Annotated in this window: 10 protein-coding genes; all 10 read left to right on the top strand. The window is 57.9% G+C overall.

The annotated features are described in order from the left end of the window. Positions 1 to 4: 4 nt before the first annotated feature. The 10 genes from VGN12_30535 (at position 5) to VGN12_30490 (ending at position 21,563) form a co-directional block, all read left to right on the top strand. On the top strand, positions 5 to 3,883 hold the full coding sequence (locus tag VGN12_30535; GenBank protein ID HEY4313816.1) for an SDR family NAD(P)-dependent oxidoreductase: 3,879 nt from the start codon (positions 5 to 7) through the stop codon (positions 3,881 to 3,883). Then, positions 3,880 to 14,898, top strand: coding sequence for an amino acid adenylation domain-containing protein (locus VGN12_30530; GenBank protein ID HEY4313815.1), 11,019 nt, complete (start codon positions 3,880 to 3,882; stop codon positions 14,896 to 14,898). Before VGN12_30535 ends, VGN12_30530 begins: the two co-directional genes overlap by 4 nt. After that, positions 14,895 to 16,565 (top strand): cyclic peptide export ABC transporter, encoded by a 1,671-nt coding sequence (locus VGN12_30525; protein HEY4313814.1) that lies wholly within the window; start codon positions 14,895 to 14,897, stop codon positions 16,563 to 16,565. Before VGN12_30530 ends, VGN12_30525 begins: the two co-directional genes overlap by 4 nt. Positions 16,566 to 16,600: 35 nt before the next feature. Continuing rightward, entirely contained in the window at positions 16,601 to 16,837 is a 237-nt protein-coding gene (locus VGN12_30520) for an MbtH family NRPS accessory protein (protein ID HEY4313813.1), read from the top strand. Positions 16,838 to 16,841: 4 nt separating this feature from the next. After that, entirely contained in the window at positions 16,842 to 18,680 is a 1,839-nt protein-coding gene (locus VGN12_30515) for a carbamoyltransferase (GenBank protein ID HEY4313812.1), read from the top strand. Between the two features lie 334 nt (positions 18,681 to 19,014). Next, positions 19,015 to 19,263 (top strand): hypothetical protein, encoded by a 249-nt coding sequence (locus tag VGN12_30510; protein HEY4313811.1) that lies wholly within the window; start codon positions 19,015 to 19,017, stop codon positions 19,261 to 19,263. Between the two features lie 24 nt (positions 19,264 to 19,287). After that, a complete protein-coding gene (locus VGN12_30505; GenBank protein ID HEY4313810.1) occupies positions 19,288 to 19,557 on the top strand; it encodes a DUF5989 family protein in 270 nt (89 codons plus the stop codon). 207 nt (positions 19,558 to 19,764) lie between these two features. Further along, positions 19,765 to 20,385: a phytanoyl-CoA dioxygenase family protein gene (locus tag VGN12_30500; protein ID HEY4313809.1), complete on the top strand. Its 621-nt coding sequence runs from the start codon at positions 19,765 to 19,767 to the stop codon at positions 20,383 to 20,385. Between the two features lie 145 nt (positions 20,386 to 20,530). After that, entirely contained in the window at positions 20,531 to 21,322 is a 792-nt protein-coding gene (map, locus tag VGN12_30495; GenBank protein HEY4313808.1) for a type I methionyl aminopeptidase, read from the top strand. Between the two features lie 112 nt (positions 21,323 to 21,434). Continuing rightward, positions 21,435 to 21,563 carry a hypothetical protein gene (locus VGN12_30490; GenBank protein ID HEY4313807.1) on the top strand — a complete coding sequence of 43 codons (129 nt, stop codon included), beginning with the start codon at positions 21,435 to 21,437 and terminating at the stop codon, positions 21,561 to 21,563. Positions 21,564 to 21,751: the final 188 nt, after the last annotated feature.

The raw sequence follows: 21,751 nt of genomic DNA, 5'->3' as shown, positions 1-21,751 counted from the left end.
CGGGATCTCGCCGCGGGAGGCGACGGTGATGGACCCGCAGCAGCGATTGCTGCTGGAGGTGGGATGGGAGGCGTTGGAGGACGCGGGGATCCGCCCGGGCGGCCTGGCCGGGTCGAACACCGGCGTGTTCATCGGGATCAGTATCCACGATTACTGGACGCGCATGACCCGCGCACGTTCGCTTGAACAGACCGATCAACTGGCCATTATCGGCAACGCATTTTGTTTTGCGCCGGGACGATTGTCGTATCACCTGGATTTACGAGGTCCCAGCATCTGTGTCGATACCGCGTGTTCGTCTTCCCTGGTCGCAATTCAATTGGCATGTGAGAGCCTGTGGAAAGGCGAATCGAGCCTGGCTTTGGCAGGCGGCGTTAACTTGCTATTAGCGCCGGACATGAATCATCACCTCAGCCACATGGGCGTCCTTTCGACGTTCGGCCGTTGTAGCTCGTTCAGCGCTGGAGCCGACGGTTTCGTGCGAAGCGATGGCTGCGGAGTGGTCGTATTGATGCGTCTCCGTGACGCCATTGCGGCCGGACGATCGATCTTCGCAACGATCGCCGGGGCGGCAGTGAATCATGGTGGCGCAAGCAGTGGTCTCACGGTTCCCAATGGTGTGGCCCAGCAGGCGCTAATCCGGCGGGCCTTGGTAGAAAGCGGCCTGGATCCGGTTGACGTCGAATATGTGGAGACTCACGGAACCGGAACGCTCATTGGGGATCCGATTGAGGCTCACGCGCTGGGCGCCGTGCTCGGCGAAGGCCGATCTGCAGACCGGCCTTGTTTGATTGGTTCGGTCAAGTCCAACATAGGTCACTGCGAATCCGCTGCAGGGGTCGCCGGTCTGATCAAAACCGTGCTCATGCTCCATCATGGTCAGATCGTGCCGACCCTTCATTACGATCGACCCAATCCGCATATCGCGTTTGATGAACTTCGTCTGAAGGTGGCAACGACACTTTCGCCATGGACGCAACAACCCGGAAGGTCTGTGCCGCTGACTGCGGGGGTGAGCTCATTCGGTCTGAGCGGAACCAACGCGCACGTGATTGTTCAGCAATGGGCGCCGCTGGCGAATGCCGCCGGTGCCGACAACCGTAACGCATCCGGCGATAGCGACAAGATGTTGCTCATTTCAGCTAAGACTCCAGCAGCGCTTCGCACCCTGGCGCGGCGGTATGACGAACTGATTGAGCACAATGTGGAGCCTCAGCCGGATGCTTTACGGCGCCTTGCTGACGTCTGCGATGCCGCGAATTCCGAGCACGAGCAGTTTCCCGTTCGGGCCGCGGTTCCAGGCAGTACTTTCGCGGACTTACGGCAACAGCTCCGCACGATTGCGAACGGCGAAGCGTCGATCGTCGACCAAGTTCCGAAAGCGGGCGTCGTCTTTCTATTTGAGGGAGCTCGCTCCGTGCCCGAGCAATTGTGCCGGCGGCTCATCGAGAGCAATGTCGTCTTTTCAAAAGCGATGCGCGAGGCTGCGGCCGAATTTAGCGTCTCGCCTGAAAATATCGCATCCTTTGCGTCGGGGGCGCCTCAGCCCGATGGCGCCGGGCAATTACCTAATTTTTTTCGATCGGTCGTAGTACAGATCGCCATTGCGAAGGTTTGGCGGGCTTGTGGTATTGAACCGCGATGCGCGATAGGCGTCGATGAGGGACGGTTGGCTGTGCGGTGGCTAGCCGGAGATAGAGATTACCGGTCCGAATCATGGCATGCCCGTGACCTGGCTCCATGTATCGAATGGCATCCGGGCGATCCGCCGGATTCGTTTCAATCACGAGTTGATCTCGTCGATGGTCTTAAACAGATAGACAGCGATGCAGTCGTGCTCAGTATGGGATCAGGACTACGTGAGGAAAGCACTCTTGTTGCAAGCCTTAAGCCCGAGGGCGGCGAATTGAGCTGCCTTGCCGATGCTGCGTCGCAATTATTCCTTCGCGGTGTCGACGTGCTGTGGCCGCCCGATTTAACAAGGGCCTCGCTGTCAACGACAGCGACGGCCAACGATCGGAAGCGTGTCCGACTTCCCTTTCAGTTGCCTAACTACCCATGGGAGCGCAAGCGGTACTGGCTCGATTTTCCTGGACCGGAGGAGGCGGCCGCCACAGCACTGACGAAACCGGACCCACGCTCTTCAGCGGCGCCGTCGCTTAGCGCGGAACTCCGAATCCGTTGCCTTACATGGGAACCTTTGCCGATTACTAAAGGCGCATGTGAGCGTGCGTCAACGGTGTGCGTCGTTGTCCGGACCGATAACGAGGCGGATGGGCGGATCGCGTGTCGGTTGGCCGCAGCGCTTGCCGTGGATGGCAAGGAGCCGATCGACGTGGTAGTCGGCCTGCAAGATGATCGGGGATTGCCTCGTCTGATCGAACAGTTGCGCGCACAAAAAGATTGGGACGTGGTCGTGCTTTTGCCCAGGGTGAACTCGCCGGAAGATGGCGGGGGGCCGGAAGCGGACTATTTCAACGCAACTGGGGTGTGTGCGTGGTTTACTCGAATCGTGCAAGTGCTGGCCAATGCGGCTGCGGTACAGACCAGCCGGACGGTTGTCGTGACACGTGCGGCCCGGCGCGTTGTCTCGACGGACCTTCGTTGCGACGTGGGTTCTGCCGCGGTGTGGGGCTTGGCGTTGACGTTTATGCGTGAACATCCGGAGCGCCATTGTCAGCTCGTCGATTTGCCGGGCACGGTCAATGAAGACAGCGATGTGCGGTCTCTTGCCCGCCAATTGACGGCGCAAACGCCAGCACAAGTGGCGTGGCGCGAGACGACTTGTTACTCGGCCGGATGGCAATCCGTAACCGGTTCACGACCTGGCCGGGCGCGGGAGCTGATCCGCGCGGACAGAAGCTACCTCATCACCGGCGGTTTCGGAGGGCTGGCCCCGCAACTGGCGCGATGGCTCGTGTCGCGCGGCGCGCGTCATATCGCGTTGCTGGGGCGCCGATCGTCGCAGTTGCCCGCATGGGCTGCGGAGATGCAGCACGGCGGCGCACATCTGCGACCCTTGTGCGCAGATGTGACTTCACCGTCGCAGGTATCCGGCGCCCTGGCGTTGATGAGCCGTGAGATGCCGCCCCTGCACGGCGTTATTCACGCGGCGGGCGTGCTTCAAGATGCGCTGGTGGCCAACCTTCAACCTCAAACCATCGCGAACGCCATGGCGCCTAAACTTCTCGGAGCGGCGTCGTTGGCGTCATTGATCAAAGAGCGTGACTTGGGATTTTTCTGGGCATTTTCGTCGCTGGCGGCGTCGATTGGTGCGGTTGGCCAGGCGGCATATGCATCGGCGAATGCTGCTTTGGACGCTCTTTGCGATAACCTTCGGCAAGACGGGCTACCCGCGCTAAGCATTGCTTGGGGCCCTTGGGAGGGCGCCGGCATGGCGGCGCGTCTCGCTTCGATATATCAACGGCGTTTGCTGGCGCGCGGACTTAAACCACTCGGGCAGGCCGACGCGCAAATTGCGCTGGATGCGATTGCCGGTTACGACGGAGCGCACTTGGCGGTCTATCAGGGGGAAGACATTCCAAGCCTTACTAGGACGGAGTCGCTTGGTGCTGACTTGACGTCAAGCGGCGACGTCGTTGCTGCGATCGCAGAAGTGTTCGGCCTGTCAGCGAGCACGCTCGCCGATCATGTCACCCTCGAGTCGGTTGGACTCGATTCCTTGTTGGCGATAGATGTCCGAAATCGGCTCTCCCGGCGGTGGGGCGTAGATCTGTCATTATCTACGCTGCTGAGCGGCATAACCGTTGGACAGATTGTAGACCTGGTGAAATCTCGAATATCTCAGGCCGGCGCATCAAAAGAGGGGGCCATTTCCGGGAAGGAAAATGATGTCCTGCAGATAGAGCGCGGCGAAATATGAAGCTTGAAAATCTGTTATACGCTCTTTGGGAACGCCGCATCCGATTGACGGCCGATCACGGACGACTGCGGTATGAAGCGCCGACCGGCGCGGTCACGCCTGATCTACTCGAGGCGCTGCGCCATCACAAGCTTGAATTGACTGTCTTGTATAGTGAAGGCGGCGATGCCGTCGACATCTACCCGTTGTCACATGCGCAGTTGGCGGTGTGGGCCGCTCATCAGGTCTCTTGCAGCGGTCTAGTCTACAATCTCGGTTTCGCCGCTACCCTGCAACCGGGTGTTGAATTGGCACAATTCGCCAGGGCGTTTTCAAGCGTAGTCGAACGTCACGCCTCCCTGCGCACGGTCTTCTCGGTCATCGGCGAAACTCCTATTCAACGTGTGTTGGGCCGGACGGCGCATCATTGGCAGATCCACTCTGGGGAAATGTGGCACGCCGGCGAATTCGAACAATGGTTTTCGAAAGAGCTGTCGACACCGTTTAATCTGATATGCGGACCTCTCGTTCGAGCCGGCGTCGTCACCCGAGCCATCGATGCCGACACGGGGATGCGCCGTGACGTGTTTTTCATGTTCACGCACCATTTGATCATGGACTTCCGCGCGCTGGAACTCGTCTTGGCTGACCTGGCCGCCGTTTATGGAAGTCGCGCGACCGACGCGAATGACGGATCCCCCTTGAAGGCGCCGTCGCACGCCATCTTCGAAGAACGACAATGGATGCAGACGGAGGAGGCTCGTGAACAATTGAGGTTTTGGAGCGCGCGTCCATATGCGGACGCGACGACATTGCCGCTTGCCTGCATGGCTAAGGCCGTTGATGAAGGCGTTTGTCAATCAGACGGCCTAGAACAGCGGGCAGTCACGTCGGTCGGCTCTGTGCTGCCGACGGCGCTGACCGAGTCGATTCGATCTCTCGCGCGTGAAGTCAACTCGACGCCGTTTCTCGTGGTGTTGTCGGCACTGATGGCGCTTATGCGAAAGTTCGACTCAGGCCCGTTAGTGACGATCGGCGTTCCGACGTTAGGACGACATTCCGCCGTTGAGAACGATATTGTCGGGTATTTCGTGAATCCCGTGCCCGTGTCAATTGATATTGCCGACAGCCCGACTTTCCTCGTGCTCCTCGAACGGGCGCGCAAATCACTCGGAGAATCGCTGGATTATTCACGGTATCCGTTATCGCAATGGGTGACACGAACGCGTGAGACCTTGAATGACATGAGCTGGTTCCCTTTTAAAGTTGTCCTTGCTTGGGATCAGCGGACTCGCCTCCTTGCCGGAGAAAACCTCGCGGATACGCCGTTCGAACGAGTACTTCGGTCCGACCAGCATGGGCCGGAATTCCCGCTCACGATTGCAGCCGCGGACTACGGCTCGAAAATGGAAATCACTGTCAGGTTTGATCCGACGTTGGTTCGGACGGAGCAGGCTGAAAAATTAGTATGCCATTTACAAACCGTCCTCGGACAGGCAGTCGGCGATCCGGGCATTGTCGTGAGCGAGATCACTCTTTCCACACCCGATGAGGCACTCGCCGTTCGCGCAGCCGAAAATGGCGGCAATATTTCTCCTCATCGTCAAACGGTGTTGGAATGGTTCGAGGCGACGCGTCGTGCTTTCCCAGACCGCGCGGCAATTGTGACAAGTACGAGCCAATGGACGTTCTGTGAGTTCGATGCCCGTGCAAACGGAGTGGCGCACGCCCTGCGCGAGGCTGGTATTCGACCGGGAATGCTCGTTCCGCTTGTGGCCCACCGCTCGGCTGAATGGGTTGCGGGCGTGTTGGGAATACTCAAGGCTGGTGGAGCATACGTTCCGCTCGACCCTAATGGACCCCATGAGCGCCTGTCGCGAGTATTAAGCGGAATTTCGCCGCGCGCCATTGTGGCGGTGAGTTCATTCGCCCCGTGGCTGCGACAGCATTTCTCTGCCTGTGTTGTCTGTCCGGATGAGGCGCCGCCCGAGAATTCGCTGCCTTTGACTGAGGCCTCGTCTTCACCGAACGACCTGATCTATGTGATTTACACTTCGGGTTCGACGGGGGAACCGAAAGGCGCGATGATCAGGCACAATGGATTCTGCAACCTTGTCGATTGGTATTGTCGCGAGTTCAAGCTTGATGCGTCGGACCGCTTTTTCGTGATTACATCGCCGGTATTCGATTTAACACAGAAGAATATTTTCGCTGGATTAGTGCTCGGTGCGACGGTTGTCATTGACGAAGGAACGGAATTCGAGCCCGTCCGACTCGTTTCGTCAATTCAAAAATGGAATATTACGGTACTCAATTGCACGCCGAGCATGTTTGAGGCGTTACTGGATGCGAGTTCGCATGACCTCAAAGAATGGTCGTCGCTGCGCTATGTGTTTTTAGGCGGCGAGCCAGTGCGTCCGATGCCGAGATGCGCCAACCGGACGGCATCGCAATTTCACGCCATAATCGTGAACACTTACGGACCCACCGAATGCAGCGATGTCTGCGCATTCCACCGAATCGAATCTGACGAATTGCTGGGAACGAATTCGGTGCCGATCGGTCGACCCGTCCAGAATACGCAGCTTTTGATTCTGGACGCCGACGGACGGCGTTGTGCTCCCGGCGTTGCAGGCGAGTTGTGGATCGGCGGGGTCGGCATCGGGGCGGGTTACGTTGGCGATCAATCAATGACTGGTGAGCGATTCGTATCGCGCGAAGCCGGCGACGGCACGACGCCGCAATTCTACAGATCCGGAGACTTGGTCCGACGACGAAGTGATGGCAATATCGACTTCGTCTCCCGAATGGACGACCAAGTGAAACTGCGGGGTTACCGCGTGGATCTTGCTGCGATCGAAGCGGTGTTGCGCCGCCACCCTTCAGTCAAGGCAGCCGCGGTGACCGTTCAGAATCGGGGTTCAACGGGGGGGGTGACGGCTCACGTCGTCACACAGGGCGGGCATCCGTTTGACCCGCGCGTGTTGCAGGAGACTGTCGGGGCTCAGCTTCCCGCGTACATGGTTCCGTCCGTTGTCGTGCAGCTCCAATCGCTTCCCATGTTGCCGAGCGGCAAGGTGAATCGCGCGGCATTGGCACGTTCGGTCTCTATCGCGCGTGAGGTTCCATTCGAAATCATGACGCCGAATCAGGAGATCCTCGCGCAAATCTGGTCCAAATTCTTGAACGTCCCGTCGGTTAGTCTGGACGACAGTTTCTTTGAGCTGGGCGGCGACTCACTGATGGCCATTCGGCTTTGTCACGCCATAGATGTCCAATTGGGTTGTCATGTCACTATGGAGGCGCTGCATCGGCATCCGACGATTCGGTTATTGGCAGGACATCTCGGGTCACCCCAGTCTGTTATGAACGGTGACGGCGGTAACAGCGCCGCTGGCTTCCTGGCAACACTCCCTTCCTCTGCGCCTGCGGGCGGTTGGCCGCTGTCGTTCGCGCAGGAACGGATGTGGTTTTTGGAACAGCTGGGGCAGGGGCAGGCCGGGCGGGGCGGCGCGTACAACGTGGGGATATGTGTGCGGCTGCGAGGCAGTGACACCGGCGCCGCTGTAGGCGAGAGCGTTCTGGACGAGCGTCGGCTGGGCCGGGCGTTGGCCGGCTTATGGGTGAAGCACGAGGCGTTGCGGACGGTCTTGGTCCCGGACGGGCGGGGGTCCGCCCGCCAGCAGGCGCTAGACGCCGGGCCGGCCGAGGTGGCCGAACTGCTGGCGGGAGTCGAGCGGCGGTTCGGGCTCCGCGGGCACGACGCCGCTGACAGGAGCGATGCCGCAGAGGAACAGGAGGAGGGCTGGCCGCGGCGGTTCATGCCATGGTTGGCGGACCTGTCTTTATCTTCGCCGGAGTCGGAGCAATTTTCGCCGGAGCAGCGCTTCTCGGCGGGCTTGCGTTTGGTACAGGCCGACGTACAGCGGGCGTACGATCTGTTGCATGGCCCTTTATTTCGCGCAGGGGTGGCGAGGTTGGGCCCGGCGGACCACCTGCTATACCTCGGGGTTCATCACGCGGTGTGCGATGAGTGGTCAATCGGCCTGTTGCTGCGTGACTTGGTGGAGTTGTACCACCGGGACGGCCGAGGCGAGACGGGACAGACATTCGAGCCATCGTCGGCGTCGGCGTCGGGAACGGTCCGTTATATGCAGTTTGCGGCGTGGGAGCGTCAGCGGCTGGGCGGCGGTTCGGCGGGGCTGGAACAGGGGTTGGCGTATTGGCGAGAGACGTTGTCGGGGCTGACGCCGCTGGAGTTGCCAGAGGACCGCCCCTCGTCGCTGTCAGGCCAGGGCGGCGCGGGGGGGATGGTGGCCGAGCGTCTGGACCGGGCGGTGGCGGTCCGGCTGGTCCAGTTAGGCCGCCGACACGGGACGACGTGGTTCATGACGCTGCTCGCGGGGTTCGTGGCGTTGCTGCACCGCTACAGCCGCACGGGGCAGTGGGACGTCGCGGTGGGAACGCCGGTCTCGACGCGTGAGTCCGGGCCGCTGCAGGAGGCGGTCGGCCTGTTCTTGAATACGGTGGTGCTGCGAACGCGATTGCGGCCGCACGATAGCTTCGCGGATCTGCTAGGGCGGGTCCGAGGGGTGTGCCTAGGGGCCTATGTGCACCAGGCGGTCCCGCTGGAGCAGGTGGTGCAGCAGCAGGGGGCCGGCGGCGTCGGCCGCCGTGACCCGCTGTTCCGGGTGATGTTCACGGTACAGCAAGAGCAGCAGATGGCCGAGGCGCTGCGCGGGCTGGCGCCGTCGCCGCCGGGCTTGTCAGCCCAGGTCGTGCCGCTGTCGGCAGCGTCGCCGGGCGCGAGCAAGTTCGACCTGACGCTGACGGCGGGCCAGCCGCCGGCCGGTACGGGCTCCGGGGCCGATCTGGCGTCGGCGGACGAGGGGGTCGAACTGCAAATGGAGTATGACGCGGGACTGTTCGATGAGTCGACGGTGCGGCAGATGCTGGCGAACCTGTGCTCTCTGCTGGACCAGGCCACCCGCCATCCCGACCGGCCCCTGGAACGGCTGGAGTTCTTGGACGAGCGGGAGCGGCAGACGCTGTTGCGGTGGGGCGCCGGCGAACGCGGTCTGCTGGCGTCGGGGCGTCCGCAGCCACGCCCCATGCACGAATGGTTCTCGCAGATAGCGACCGGTGCGCCGCAAACGATCGCCGTGCAAGATGGGAATACGGTGGTCACGTATCGCGAACTTGATTGCCGGTCGAATCGCTTGGCTAGGAAGTTGCACGGCCATGGCGTCGGGCCTGGAGTACTCGTCGGCCTGTGTATGCGGCGGAGCGCCGAATTGGTGGTGTCTCTATTGGCAGTGTGGAAAGCCGGGGGCGCGTACGTGCCATTGGATCCTTCGTATCCGGCAGAGCGATTGAATTTCATGATCTCGGATGCGGGCGCCAAGGTAATCGTCATTGACGCGAATGATCAATCCGACAGTACGCATACCGTCGTGAAGCAAGCGACCGCAGACGGCAGGTTGATCGTCCGCGCACAATTGATTTCCGATGAGGTCCTCAGTGGTGGCGACCGCGATGCCGACCTTGCCATGGTATTTCCGGACGTGCATCTCGATGACCCGTGCTACGTCATCTACACGTCAGCATCGACCGGGCGCGCCAAAGGGGTCGTGATTACACATCGGGCGTTAGAAAATTATCTGCGCTGGAGCATTCAGGCGTACGGACTGTCGGACTTTGCTTCACAGGAGGGGCGTGCGTTTGGCGCAGTGGTCAGTTCGTCCTGGTCGGCCGATCTCACCGTAACGAGTTTGCTCGGCGGCCTCCTGAGCGGTGCGGGGGTGGAACTAATGGCGGATGGAGACATCGTGACGATGCTGGCGGCGCGTATTGCCGCGGGTGCCGAATATGGGTTGGTGAAACTTACACCATCTCACATGGAACTATTAACCCATGCGCTGGGTAGCGACTTGGCGGGATGTCGAGTGAAGCGCATGATAATTGGCGGCGAAAATTTGCTGCCGCGCCATGTGCTTCCTTGGATGAAGTACGCGAAAAAAACGATCCTCATCAATGAATATGGTCCGACGGAGGCGACTGTTGGTTGCGCGATTTATGAAGTGGTCGGAAGCGACCGGCGGTGGATTGCAAAATCGCATAGGCCTATCCCAGTTGGCAAACCGATCAGTGGCATGACTCTTTATGTAGTCGATCGTCGTCTGCAATTGCTGCCGATTGGCGTGCCCGGAGAATTGGTTATCGGGGGGATCGGTCTGGCGCGGGGTTACCACGGCAGGCCGGATTTAACGGTGGAACGGTTCGTACCCGATCCGTTTGCAGGCGGCGTCGAGTCCGGATCTCGCTTATACCGATCAGGCGATTTAGCCCGTTTTCTTCCGGACGGCAACCTGGAAATACTCGGCCGAATCGACCAACAGGTCAAGATTCGAGGCTTTCGGATTGAGCCGTCTGAAGTCGAGGCCGCAATTCTCGAGCATCCCTCGATCCGCTCCGCCGCCGTTTGTGCGACTTTGCAAGACGAACAGACTTGCTGTTTGATCGGATGTGTCACGGACGACGGCGGTGTAACGGAGTCTGAACTCACGGCGTATCTTCGTCGCAAGCTACCTCTGTACATGGTGCCGGACCGAATCTTCAAGGTGCCCGAGCTGCCATTGGCTGCGAGCGGAAAGTTGGACGTGAAAGCGGTTCAGCGCATGCTCGCTCAGGCGGCACCTGCGACGCCGGCCGTAATGCCTTCTACGCCAGTCGGCACACCAACCGAGCTGATGGTTTCTCGGGTATGGTCGTCGGTCCTGGGCTCAAGCGTTTTTTCCATCAATGACAATTTCTTTGACGTAGGCGGCCATTCATTGCTACTCGTACGGCTGCAAGAACAACTCCAAAACACGCTCAATCGTCGGATCCCATTGGCGGTGCTTTTTGAGAAGCCAACTATTGCCCGACTTGCCGATTGGCTCGACTCGCAAAACTCGGCGGAGCCAATGCGTTCCAAGAAGCGACGACACCGCCGACAAAACGCGAGATGGTGCTCTGAGAGCGACTCCGTGGCCGTCGTCGGAATGAGCTGCCGGTTCCCCGGGGCGGCAAACACCGAAGCCTTTTGGACTAATCTCGCGAATGCCGTAGAGTCGCTGTCGCGATTCAGTGCTGGCGAAATGGCGGCGGCCGGCGTTGCGTCGCATTGGCTCGCCGATCCGAGATATGTTTCGGTCTGTGGGGTGGTTGACGAAAGCGACCTGTTCGATCCTGCTTTTTTTGGCTTCACGTTGCGGGAAGCATCGCTTGCCGATCCTCAGCAACGGATATTCCTCGAATGCGCGTGGCGCGCACTCGAAGACGGAGGGATTGACCCGGTGCGCCCGCCAGGGTCCATCGGCGTGTTTGGCGGCATGTCGGCGAGCGGGCATTGGCTTCGGCTGGCTGGCAGTTCGCAGGCACTTTCAGAGTTCGGCGTACTGGAGGTGATGATCGGTGGCGATAAGGATTTTCTTACTGCGAGAACCGCCTATAAGCTGAATCTGCGCGGTCCTGCGATCACGATACAAACAGGCTGTTCGACATCGCTGGTGGCAATTCATCACGCCGTACAGAGCCTTCGTCGCGGCGAGACGGATGTTGCGCTCGCCGGTGGTGTGTGCATCCGCACGCCGCAGCGCGTTGGATATATCGCCGAAGTCGGGTCGACCACTTCCCCGAGCGGACATTGTAGGGCGTTTGATGCGGGGGCTGATGGGCTAGTACCCGGCAACGGCGCCGGCGTCGTTGTCCTGATGCGTCTTAGAGACGCAGTCGCGCAAGGGCGTCAAATCTATGCCGTGATTCGTGGAACTGCCGTAAATAATGACGGGGCGGGCAAAGTCGGTTTCACTGCACCTAGCGTAGATGCGCAGGCTGAAGTGATTCATATGGCCCTGCGCGATGCGGGATTGAAAAGCCGCGATGTCTCATACGTAGAAGCGCACGGGACAGGCACGAAGTTAGGCGATCTCGTGGAGGTCACAGCGCTGCGCAAGGTATTTGATCCTCGCGGTACCGAATCCCCCTGCTTTATTGGGTCTGTGAAAACGAATATCGGCCACCTTGACACTGCCGCAGGAGTTGCAGGCTTCATTAAGGCGGTCCTGTCGCTGTCGAAAGAACGATTGCCGGCAAGTTTGCACTACCATGGGGCGACGCCGGAGATGGGCCTGATCGGCTCCGGCTTGGCCGTGAACGCATCGCTGCGCGAATGGCCTCGTGTAAAGGACGAACCGAGGCGGTCAGGCGTACACGTGTACGGCATAGGCGGGACGAATGCTCATGTGATTTTGGAAGAGGCTCCTGAGCGGCCGCGCGAGGGCAAACCGTCTGGGCCGCAACTTCTCCCGATCAGCGCGCAGAATCCGACGACATTCGAAAGCCTGCGATCGGATCTCGTTGAATACTTCGAGCGATCTTCGACCGCATCAGTGGATTTAGCCGACGTAGCGAGCACGCTGCAATTCGGCAGAAGCCACCGGCGATTTCGGATGGCCTTGATAGCACGTGATTTGGAGGACGTGCTATCTCAGCTTGGCGACAGTGCCCGCAAGGGCGCTCCCATTGAAAGCCGTTCGCCACTGACGGTTATATTTGCCTGTCGCCGCTCTCTTGGTGCGACATGGCCTTTCTCTCGCGAACTCTATGATCGCTATTCCCCTGTTCGTTCCACCATCGACCGATGCTGCACTCGATTGCCGGCGGGACATCGGGCAGCCGTTTTGAATAGCTTGATTGGTCCGCGTAAGAACATTAGCTGCTTCCCGGACTATGGACTGCTCGATTTCATCTCAGGGCTTGCTGTGGCTCGACTATTTCGGCACTTCGGAGTGCGACACAAGGGGGTTGTTTGCATGGATCAGGATTCGAGTCTGGCACTTGTCCTCAACGGCAGTCTAACGCTTGAGCAGGGCTTGGATCGGCTGCTCGATCGTCCGGCTTATGCCATGGCGCCTGCATCGCCTGGCGCGCGGCCTGTGTCTCTTCCCACTTGGCACACGCTGAATGAATCCAGCGGATCGTTGGCTGAATGGTTGGTGGAGACTCAACACGTAGTAAACCCCCTGGTTCTTTTTCTGCCCGGTATCGGGCCTGATCTTGAGCCGAGCCGAACGGATGTCAATGAAGAACTGATCCTGAGGATGGCGGGGACGCTATGGGAACAGGGCGTGGAATTAAATTGGCAACGAATTCGCGCGCGACCCGCCAGATTCATCGGATTGCCACCTCACCCTTTGCAAAGAACACGAGTGCCCGAAGCGCTTGAGGTTCAGCAAACCGTTGCTGCCGCCGGGAAGGAAGAACAGACTGCTTTTGCAGGCGTTGCGGCCTCAGAAGGCGCCGAGTCGCTGAAAACTCCCCGCCTCAATGCGTCAGAATCTGATCCGTGTTCAATAAACTTCGAGCATGGCAATGCGGCTCTCGATCACTGGAGAAACCGCGATGAGAAGTCTGCCGCTCTCCAGATTGCGGCGGTGTTCGCCGACGTTATCGGACTCGAATCTTTCGGCGCGGAGGACGATATACATAAGAACGGGATTGATTCGTTGGCGATCATCCGAATCGCGACCCGTCTGGGGAATCTCGGGTTTTCAGTAACTTCATCGCAAATCACGCAATGCACGTCCGCCGCCAAACTTGCCGCGATCCTGATCACCCCTGGTAATGTCTCGCCGCATTTACCGGCGGAAGCGAGCCCGCTGACGCCAATTCCTCTCGTTCCGATACAGCATTGGTTCTTCGACCGCGGCTTTATCGATCCTGGGAACTATAACGCTTGCTATCTGTTTCAGATCTCAGACTCGCTTTCCACGGACGGCATCCGGACCGCCGTGAAAGTGTTGATGATGCATCACGAGGCATTGCGATTACGCTTCTATCAGAGCGACCAAGGCTGGCGGCAGACCGTGGCTCCGGAGGGCGAGCCGATCTCTGTAGAGGAGATCGATCTCGTGGCGGTCGCGCCTGAGCAACAGTGGGAGACGCTGATCGAGACCGCGAGACGACTCCGATCAAGTTTAGACATCTGTAAAGGCCCGCTGGCGAGGTTCACGGTAATCAAGACTTCGGCGCGCGGGCGGGTCTTGGTCGTTGTGTTGTCACACTTGGCGGTCGACGCTATTTCGATCGATATTCTTGCGAATGACTTATGTGCCGCGTGTGACCAAGTTGCCGCCGGCATTACCCCAAGACTGCTGCCGCCAACCGCTTCGTTCCGACAGTTCGCCGATGCCTTGGTTGAATACTCCGCGAAACCTGCGGCACGCGCGAACGCTAATTGGTGGATTTGGGGTGCGTGGGATGAAGTTCGTCCGATTCCACGTGATTTCAATGTGCCGGACTCGGTGAACACTTATGCGGCGCTCGACGTGGTGCAATGGAGCCGATCGCGCCTGCATACGGACGCCGAACTCGTTGCGGCGGGCATCAGCGAACCGGAACTGCTCGTGGCCGCTTGTGCGGCGGCCCTTGCCGATTGGACCCATGCAGACGCGGTCGCGATCGACTTGACCGCACACGGAAGAGTCGTACCGGGAAGCACGTTGGACTTGTCTCGGACGGTCGGTTACGTCACCACAAATGTGCCAGTCCTGCTGAAAGTACAAGGCGGCGGGCCGGTCTCAGTTACCCGAGCTGTGGCACTGACTCTCCGCAGTTTACCGAATAGCGGTATAGACTACGGGGTCGTGCGCTACCTTCAGCCAGATACGGTCGAAGGGCGAGCCCTCCGATCGATTGCCAGTCCTGAAGTAAAGTTTAATTATCATGGGCGCATTTCGGCCAAGCGGGACAATGCTCGTCTCCTACAGGAATTGGCCGATCCGGTCCGAGACGTGTTGGACACGTCGAATCGGCGTGCGTATACGATTAATATCGAGTGCTACACGGACATTGAGATGCTTCATTTCGTGGTCCGCTACAGCCGAGCGTTGCACCGACGTGAAAGCATCGAGCGTTTCGGTTATCGAATTTTTGCGTGGCTGGAGCGCTGGCAGCAACAGCGTCCTGACCCGGAACGAAGAGGAGAAAAGTGAAACTCCTCCTCTTTTTATTTCGCCGATCTTGTAGCGGCATGATCGCCGCGGGAATCGCCGGAGCGTTGGCGGGGGTGGTCAGCGCGCTAATGTTGGCGTTCATCAACGATTTGCTGAGAGCCGGTACGCCGGTGATGAGAACAAGGATCGTCCTTTTCTTTGGGCTATGTGTCCTGCGGCTGATAAGCGGCTTGATGTCCGGGGTGTTGCTGGTGCGGCTCACCCATCGCGCGATCGCCGATCTGCGTGTGCACTTGTGCCGGCAAATCCTTTATATACCACTCCGCCGTTTCGAAGAACTCGGCTCGCATCGTCTCATGGCCGCATTGACGGATGACGTGCGCGATGTCACCGAGGTCGTGATCAACCTGCCATACTTCAGCATCAATCTTGTGATCGTTTTTAGTTGCATTCTCTATCTCGGCTGGCTCTCAATGCGGATGATGCTGATCATGTGCGCCTGTTTGATAATCGGTATGTTGACGTACCAGATTCCCGTCTTCATTGCGCGGTCATACTTACACAAGGCCCGTGATCACCAAGATACGCTGTTCGGGCACTTCAATGCTCTCCTGAGCGGCTTCAAAGAGCTTAAACTGAACTACCACAAGCGAGAATCGTTCATGTCGCGAGTGCTTGAACCGGCCACGATTGCGGTTGAACGTGCGATCGTGGCGGGCACCGGTATTTATACGACGGTGTCGAACTGGAATCGCCTGCTTTTCTTCATTTACGTCGGCATACTGCTTTTCGCGTCGCAAGCGGTCGCGCCGCTTAACCCCGCGACCATTGCGAGCTATGTCCTCGTCGTCCTTTATATGATGGCCCCCTTGGAAGCGATAATGAACTCGTTTCCCAATATCGCGCGTGCTCAGGTGTCACTCGCGAAGATTGAGGCGCTGGGTTTGGCGCTATCGTGCGACGACACCCGCGAACCTTTGATCGATCACAACTCGTTGCCAACGCGAGGACCTGAATTTGTCCGTCTTACAGATGTCGTTCATACCTATCGCCGCGTACGAGACGGCTCAACATTTGCGATTGGGCCAATCAACTTGCAACTTGCTCGTGGTGAACTCGTTTTTGTCGTAGGGGGCAATGGCAGCGGAAAAACCACTTTGGTGAAACTTATTGCCGGACTATATCAGCCAGAGCACGGCACAATCCTGCTCGACGGCAAAGCGATCACGCCAGAGGCGCGCGATGCTTATCGGCAGCACTTCAGTGCAATCTTCGCGGATTTTCATTTGTTCCAGGGCTTATTGGATGTACGGGGCGCGTACCGGGATGAGGAAATAACCGAGCACCTGCGCAAATTCCAATTGGACCATTGTGTCAGCGTCTCGAATGGGCAACTTTCGACCACGGAAGAGTTGTCGCGCGGACAAAGAAAGCGTCTGGCGCTTCTTGCAGCACTCCTGGAAGATCGGCCGTTTTACCTTTTTGATGAGTGGGCTGCTGATCAGGATCCATCCTACAAGGCGCACTTCTATTTCCATATCCTTCCGAGCCTCAAGGCTCAAGGAAAGGGGTTGCTCGTCGTTTCGCATGACGATCGTTTTTATCACATAGCGGATCGGCTCATTCATCTGGAGGACGGACTGATCAAGGACGCCGACCCTGGCGATCCTACGGCCCGCTTGACAGTATTCGGTCACCACATATAGTCCATCATCTACCTTTTTATCGGGCGCACATCACGATGACTGACGACAATCCTATTGTTGGCGACGACGATTTAATGCTCCGTATGGTCGTGAATCACGAGGGTCAATTCTCGATCTGGAGCACCGAAGTCGAACCGCCCCCCGGATGGACCGACATCGGCAAACGCGGTACGAAGGCCGAGTGCTTAAAATATATCAACGACGTGTGGATTGATATGAGGCCGCTCAGTCTTTGCCGCCGGATGATGGACTACGATCAGAAGGCTGGTTAGATCGATGACAGCGATCCTGGGGATATCTGCTTTCTACCACGACTCTGCCGCAGCACTAGTCGTCGACGGTCAGATCGTGGCCGCGGCCCAAGAGGAGCGATTCACTCGAGTCAAGCATGATCATCGCTTTCCGTCCCAAGCCATCGCCTATTGCCTCCGTGAAGCCCGCTTAGATCCTGGGCAGATCGATTACGTGGGCTTCTACGAAAAACCGCTGCTTAAATTCGACCGTTTGCTAGAAACGTATCTCGCGCATGCGCCACGGGGCCTACGCCAGTTTTGTGAGTCCATTCCCCAGTGGTTGAAACAAAAACTCTGGCTGCCCCGCGAGATACATAAGGCGATCCCTTCGAAATACAAGCAACGACCAATTTTTGTCGAACATCACGAATCGCATGCAGCCAGCGCATTCTTCCCGTCGCCATTCGATGCGGCAGCAATCATCACGGTCGACGGCGTCGGTGAATGGGCAACGGCTACTTGCGGCGTCGGGCGCGGAAATCGGATCGAGTTGACCCACGAATTGCGTTTCCCGCATTCGTTAGGGCTGCTGTATTCGGCATTCACGTATTATACCGGCTTTCGCGTGAACTCAGGTGAGTATAAGTTGATGGGGTTGGCGCCGTATGGCGAGCCGATATATGCAGACTTGATTCGCGAAAAACTTCTGGATCTGAAGGAGGACGGCTCGTTTAGGTTAGACTTATCTTACTTTAACTACTGCCATGGGCTGACGATGACCTCCGGAAAATTCCATCGCGTTTTCGGCGGTCCGCCGCGGCTGCCGGAGTCACATCTAACGCAAAGACACATGGATCTGGCCGCTTCGATCCAAGTTGTCACTGAAGAAATAATGCTTCGAATGGCACGGCACGCGTACGCCGCAACTGACGGGATGGCCGATCTGTGTTTGGCGGGGGGCGTTGCCCTCAATTGTGTAGCTAACGGACGAATCCTCCGCGAAGGGCCGTTTCGGCGCCTGTGGATTCAACCCGCCGCCGGCGACGCTGGCGGGGCAATTGGCGTTGCACTATTCGTGTGGTACCAATTGCTGGCCAATGATCGGGTCTGCAAGCCGACCGATGCGCAGCACGGATCGCTACTCGGACCGCGACATGATAACGATCAGATCAAAGCGTTCCTCGACAGCGTCTCGGCTGAATACTACCACTGTCAATCAGAGCAGGAACTTTGTGACATGGTCGCGAGTCTTATCGCGGCCGGAAACGTCGTGGGATGGTTTCATGGCCGCATGGAATTCGGTCCTCGCGCGCTCGGTGGGCGCAGCATTTTGGGCGATGCGCGAAGCCCTACAATGCAGTCTAACATGAACCTTAAGATCAAGTTTAGAGAATCTTTTCGTCCCTTCGCTCCATCAGTATTGCGTGAGCGGGCCCAAGATTTCTTTGAGACCCCTCATTCAGATTCCAGCCCGTATATGCTCTTGGTAGCGCCAGTGCTCGACCGAAGACGCACCAAGGGCGGTGGTGAGTCCAAACCACAAGGCTTGGCAAAGGCACACGTCAATCGTTCAGAAATCCCTGCAGTGACGCACGTCGATTATTCGGCGCGGTTCCAGACCGTCGAACCGGAGCGGAACGGTCGATATTACAAGCTCATCAAGTCCTTTGAGCAGCAAACCGGCTGCCCACTGATCATCAATACAAGTTTTAACGTCCGTGGCGAACCCCTTGTTAACACGCCATATGAGGCCTATCGGTGCTTTCTCTCGACCGACATGGATGTGCTTGTGCTAGAGGATTTCGTCTTATTGAAGCGAAAACAAGCCCACCTTGATCGCGCCAGCGCTCAGATGTATCTTTCCGAATTCGATCTCGATTAAGCGATGCATGGCCACTACCCACACTGACATCCCGCGACAGATTACCCCGGCGCAGCGTCGGTTATTCGCCGGCTTGCTGCCAGTTTTTTTCGTGTTGCTCGGGGTCGCAGCGATACGGCATCGGCAGTACACGTTGTTTGCCCTGGCGATGGTGAGTTCGGTGGCGGTCGTGGGTGTAATTTTAGCTACCTCAAAGAATCGATCGCAGAAGGTCGCTGGTCTGTCACTTCCGCTCTTGTTTGTGCTATTGGCGGCCCTTCCATTGCGCTCCGCGAACCCTCGTGCGATTCTCGTCGCCTTTGGGGCGTTCGGGTTGCTGCTAGGATTAATAGCCTTGTCGTCGCCCCGATGTGGCAATGCCATTTACGCAATTATCAATCTTGCAACTGAACCGATGGGACAGGCGATCTCGTTTTGCGTACTTGCCGCGCTGTTCTACCTCGTATTCACTCCCCTAGGTGTATGCATGCGGATTCTCGGCCGGGATGTGCTGGGGCAGATCTTGAACCGCCAAGCCAGTAGCTACTGGGTTGCGCGTCAGCCACCCGAGCCCAACTTAGAGCGATATTTCGATCAGTTCTGATGAACCGGAAAATGGAGTTCTGCGATGTCGCAAGCCGAACAACCGATCGCCGACAGCAATGTCGACCACATTGACCAACATGGCGACAGTCTCGACAGTCCGGATCATGCCGACCAACAGTTTGCGACATTCGCGCAGCGGAGTCGTCGGGGGTTGCTCGGAGAATGGTGGGATTTCGTCAGACATAACAAGAAGTGGTGGCTCATTCCGATCCTCGCGGTTTTGTTGCTCGCAAGCGTCTTGGTCATTCTTGCAGGCACCGGTGCAGCACCGTTCATCTATACCCTTTTCTAATATCGCGGACGGCCTCTAAAATGAAACTCAACCAGGATCAACTTAGACACTACAACGATAGCGGATTCGTGCTATTGACGAATTTGATCCCGTCTGACGCCATCCCCATCCTACGAGACGAGGCCTATCAGTTGTTTTCACAGCCCGGAGCTGGACGCGTCTTAGAAAGCCGCACCGGGGCCGTTCGAGCCATTCACGGTCCGCACTTTGGTCAGTCCGATCTACGAACGACTTGCACGCCACGCGAGAGTGGTCGAGCCTGTCGAACAGATTCTGCAAGATCACGTTTACGTCCACCCGTTCAAGATCAATGCGAAGGTTGCGATGGACGGTGAGCTATGGCCGTGGCATCAGGACTACCAGTTTGGGCGCGACGGCGATGGAATGCCTGCCGACCACGCTGTAAACGTTACGGTATTCCTGGCAGACGTGACTGAGTTTAACGGCCCAATGATTTTTCTCGCGGGTTCTCATCGTGAAGGGACCATAAGTGTCCGGCCACGTCATGCGGAGACGACCGGGTGGGCTTCGAACGTCGCAGCCGACTTGACCTTCTCCTTTGATCGGGAACAAATCTGCCAATTGGCCCAGAAATATCCGCTTGTTGCACCAAAGGACCCGGCAGGGTTGGCGCTGATATTTCACCCAAATGTCGTTCACGCTTCGGTAAGCACTATCTCCCCGTTCGATGGTACCGTTTCAATTGTAACATACAACGCCGTTCATAACGTTCCGCAGCTGCTGCAATCCCCACGCCCAGTATTCTTGGCGGCCCGACAAACTGATCCGATCACGGCCCTGCCCGGCGACGCGGCTTTGGTCGCCTAGACCCTCATTAGTTTCAGGCGGAATGGCCTGCTTCTTCTGGCGTGCAGCAGCGGTTCCAGTAGAATGTTTCCTAGTGCTTCGCACTGTATCGCAGCACGATCCAAAATGAGGCGGAAAAGAGAGCGGTCGTTATTTGAGTGTGTATATGATGCAATTGAAATCGAGACGGGAAATTGAATTGATTCGACGCGCGGGGCTCGTGGTGTGGGAAGCTCACCAATTGATGTCACAACTCCTCAAGCCTGGGGTCACAACCGGGGAACTCGATGCCGCGGTTGAAGAATTCTATAAGACAAGAGGGGCCATGCCTCTTTTCAAAGGAGTAGACACCGGGGGTACGCCATATCCCAGCGTGACCTGCATTTCGGTCAATGAAGAAGTCGTACACGGAATTCCCGGACGCCGACGCATCAACGAAGGTGACATAGTTTCCATCGATACCGCCTGTCGCCTTGAGGGTTGGTGTGCAGATGCGGCATGTACCTACGGCGTCGGGACAATCGACACCGATTCAAAACGATTGCTCGACATCACGGAAGCAACACTGAAGTTGGCAATTGACGCCATGGGCAGGTGCATCTACTGGAGCCAAGTCGCAACCGAAATGGCCGCATTTGTTCGAGACGCGGGTTTTTCAGTCGTTGAAGAATTCGTCGGTCATGCAATCGGTCGTGAAATGTGGGAGCGCCCGCAAGTGCCGAATTTTTGGACAAAAAAGCACCGTCCGTGGGACTTCAAGCTTCGTCCTGGATTGGTCCTTGCTGTGGAACCGATGGTTAATTCCGGCGCGCGGAATGTATTGCTGCTGGATGACGAATGGACAGTGGTTGCGGCGGACCGAAAACGCTGCGCTCATTTCGAGCATACGATTGCTATTACCGAAGAAGGGCCAAAAGTGATGACGCTTGGTCCCGACGGGCAGGGTTGGGCGATTTGAGGGGGAGTTATAACCAAAACCTGTGGATGACGACGCGGCAATAAAAGTACCTTGGGTGACTGATTCACTTCAGGAACGCGTTTGGCCAACAAGACCAGGAAGGATACGCCACATGTCATCTTCACAGTTTCAGCTTCGACTGGCAACTGATGCGGTCGCGCAGGTGTCGTTGGAGCAGATCGCCCGCGAAGGAGCGCGGCGAGCACTTCAGAAAGCCATCGGAGACGAAGTTGCGCGGTAAGTTGATAGCCATGCCGGATCAGCGTGGCGATTCCGGTCATCGTCTGGTGACCTGCTCCCCGAATCCGCATCCAGCGATGAGTGGAATTTTCTGCTAGTTTTTCAGGCCATTACGGCCCGGCGAAGCCGGGCAGGAGATGGCCATGAAGAAGTCGAAGTTTTCCGAAGAACAGATTGCCTTTGCGCTCA

The organism is Pirellulales bacterium, from assembly GCA_036499395.1.
Taxonomy (GTDB): Bacteria; Planctomycetota; Planctomycetia; order Pirellulales; family JACPPG01; genus JACPPG01.
The sequence above is the reverse complement of the archived record's forward strand: the minus strand, read 5'-3'. Positions and strand labels throughout refer to the sequence as shown.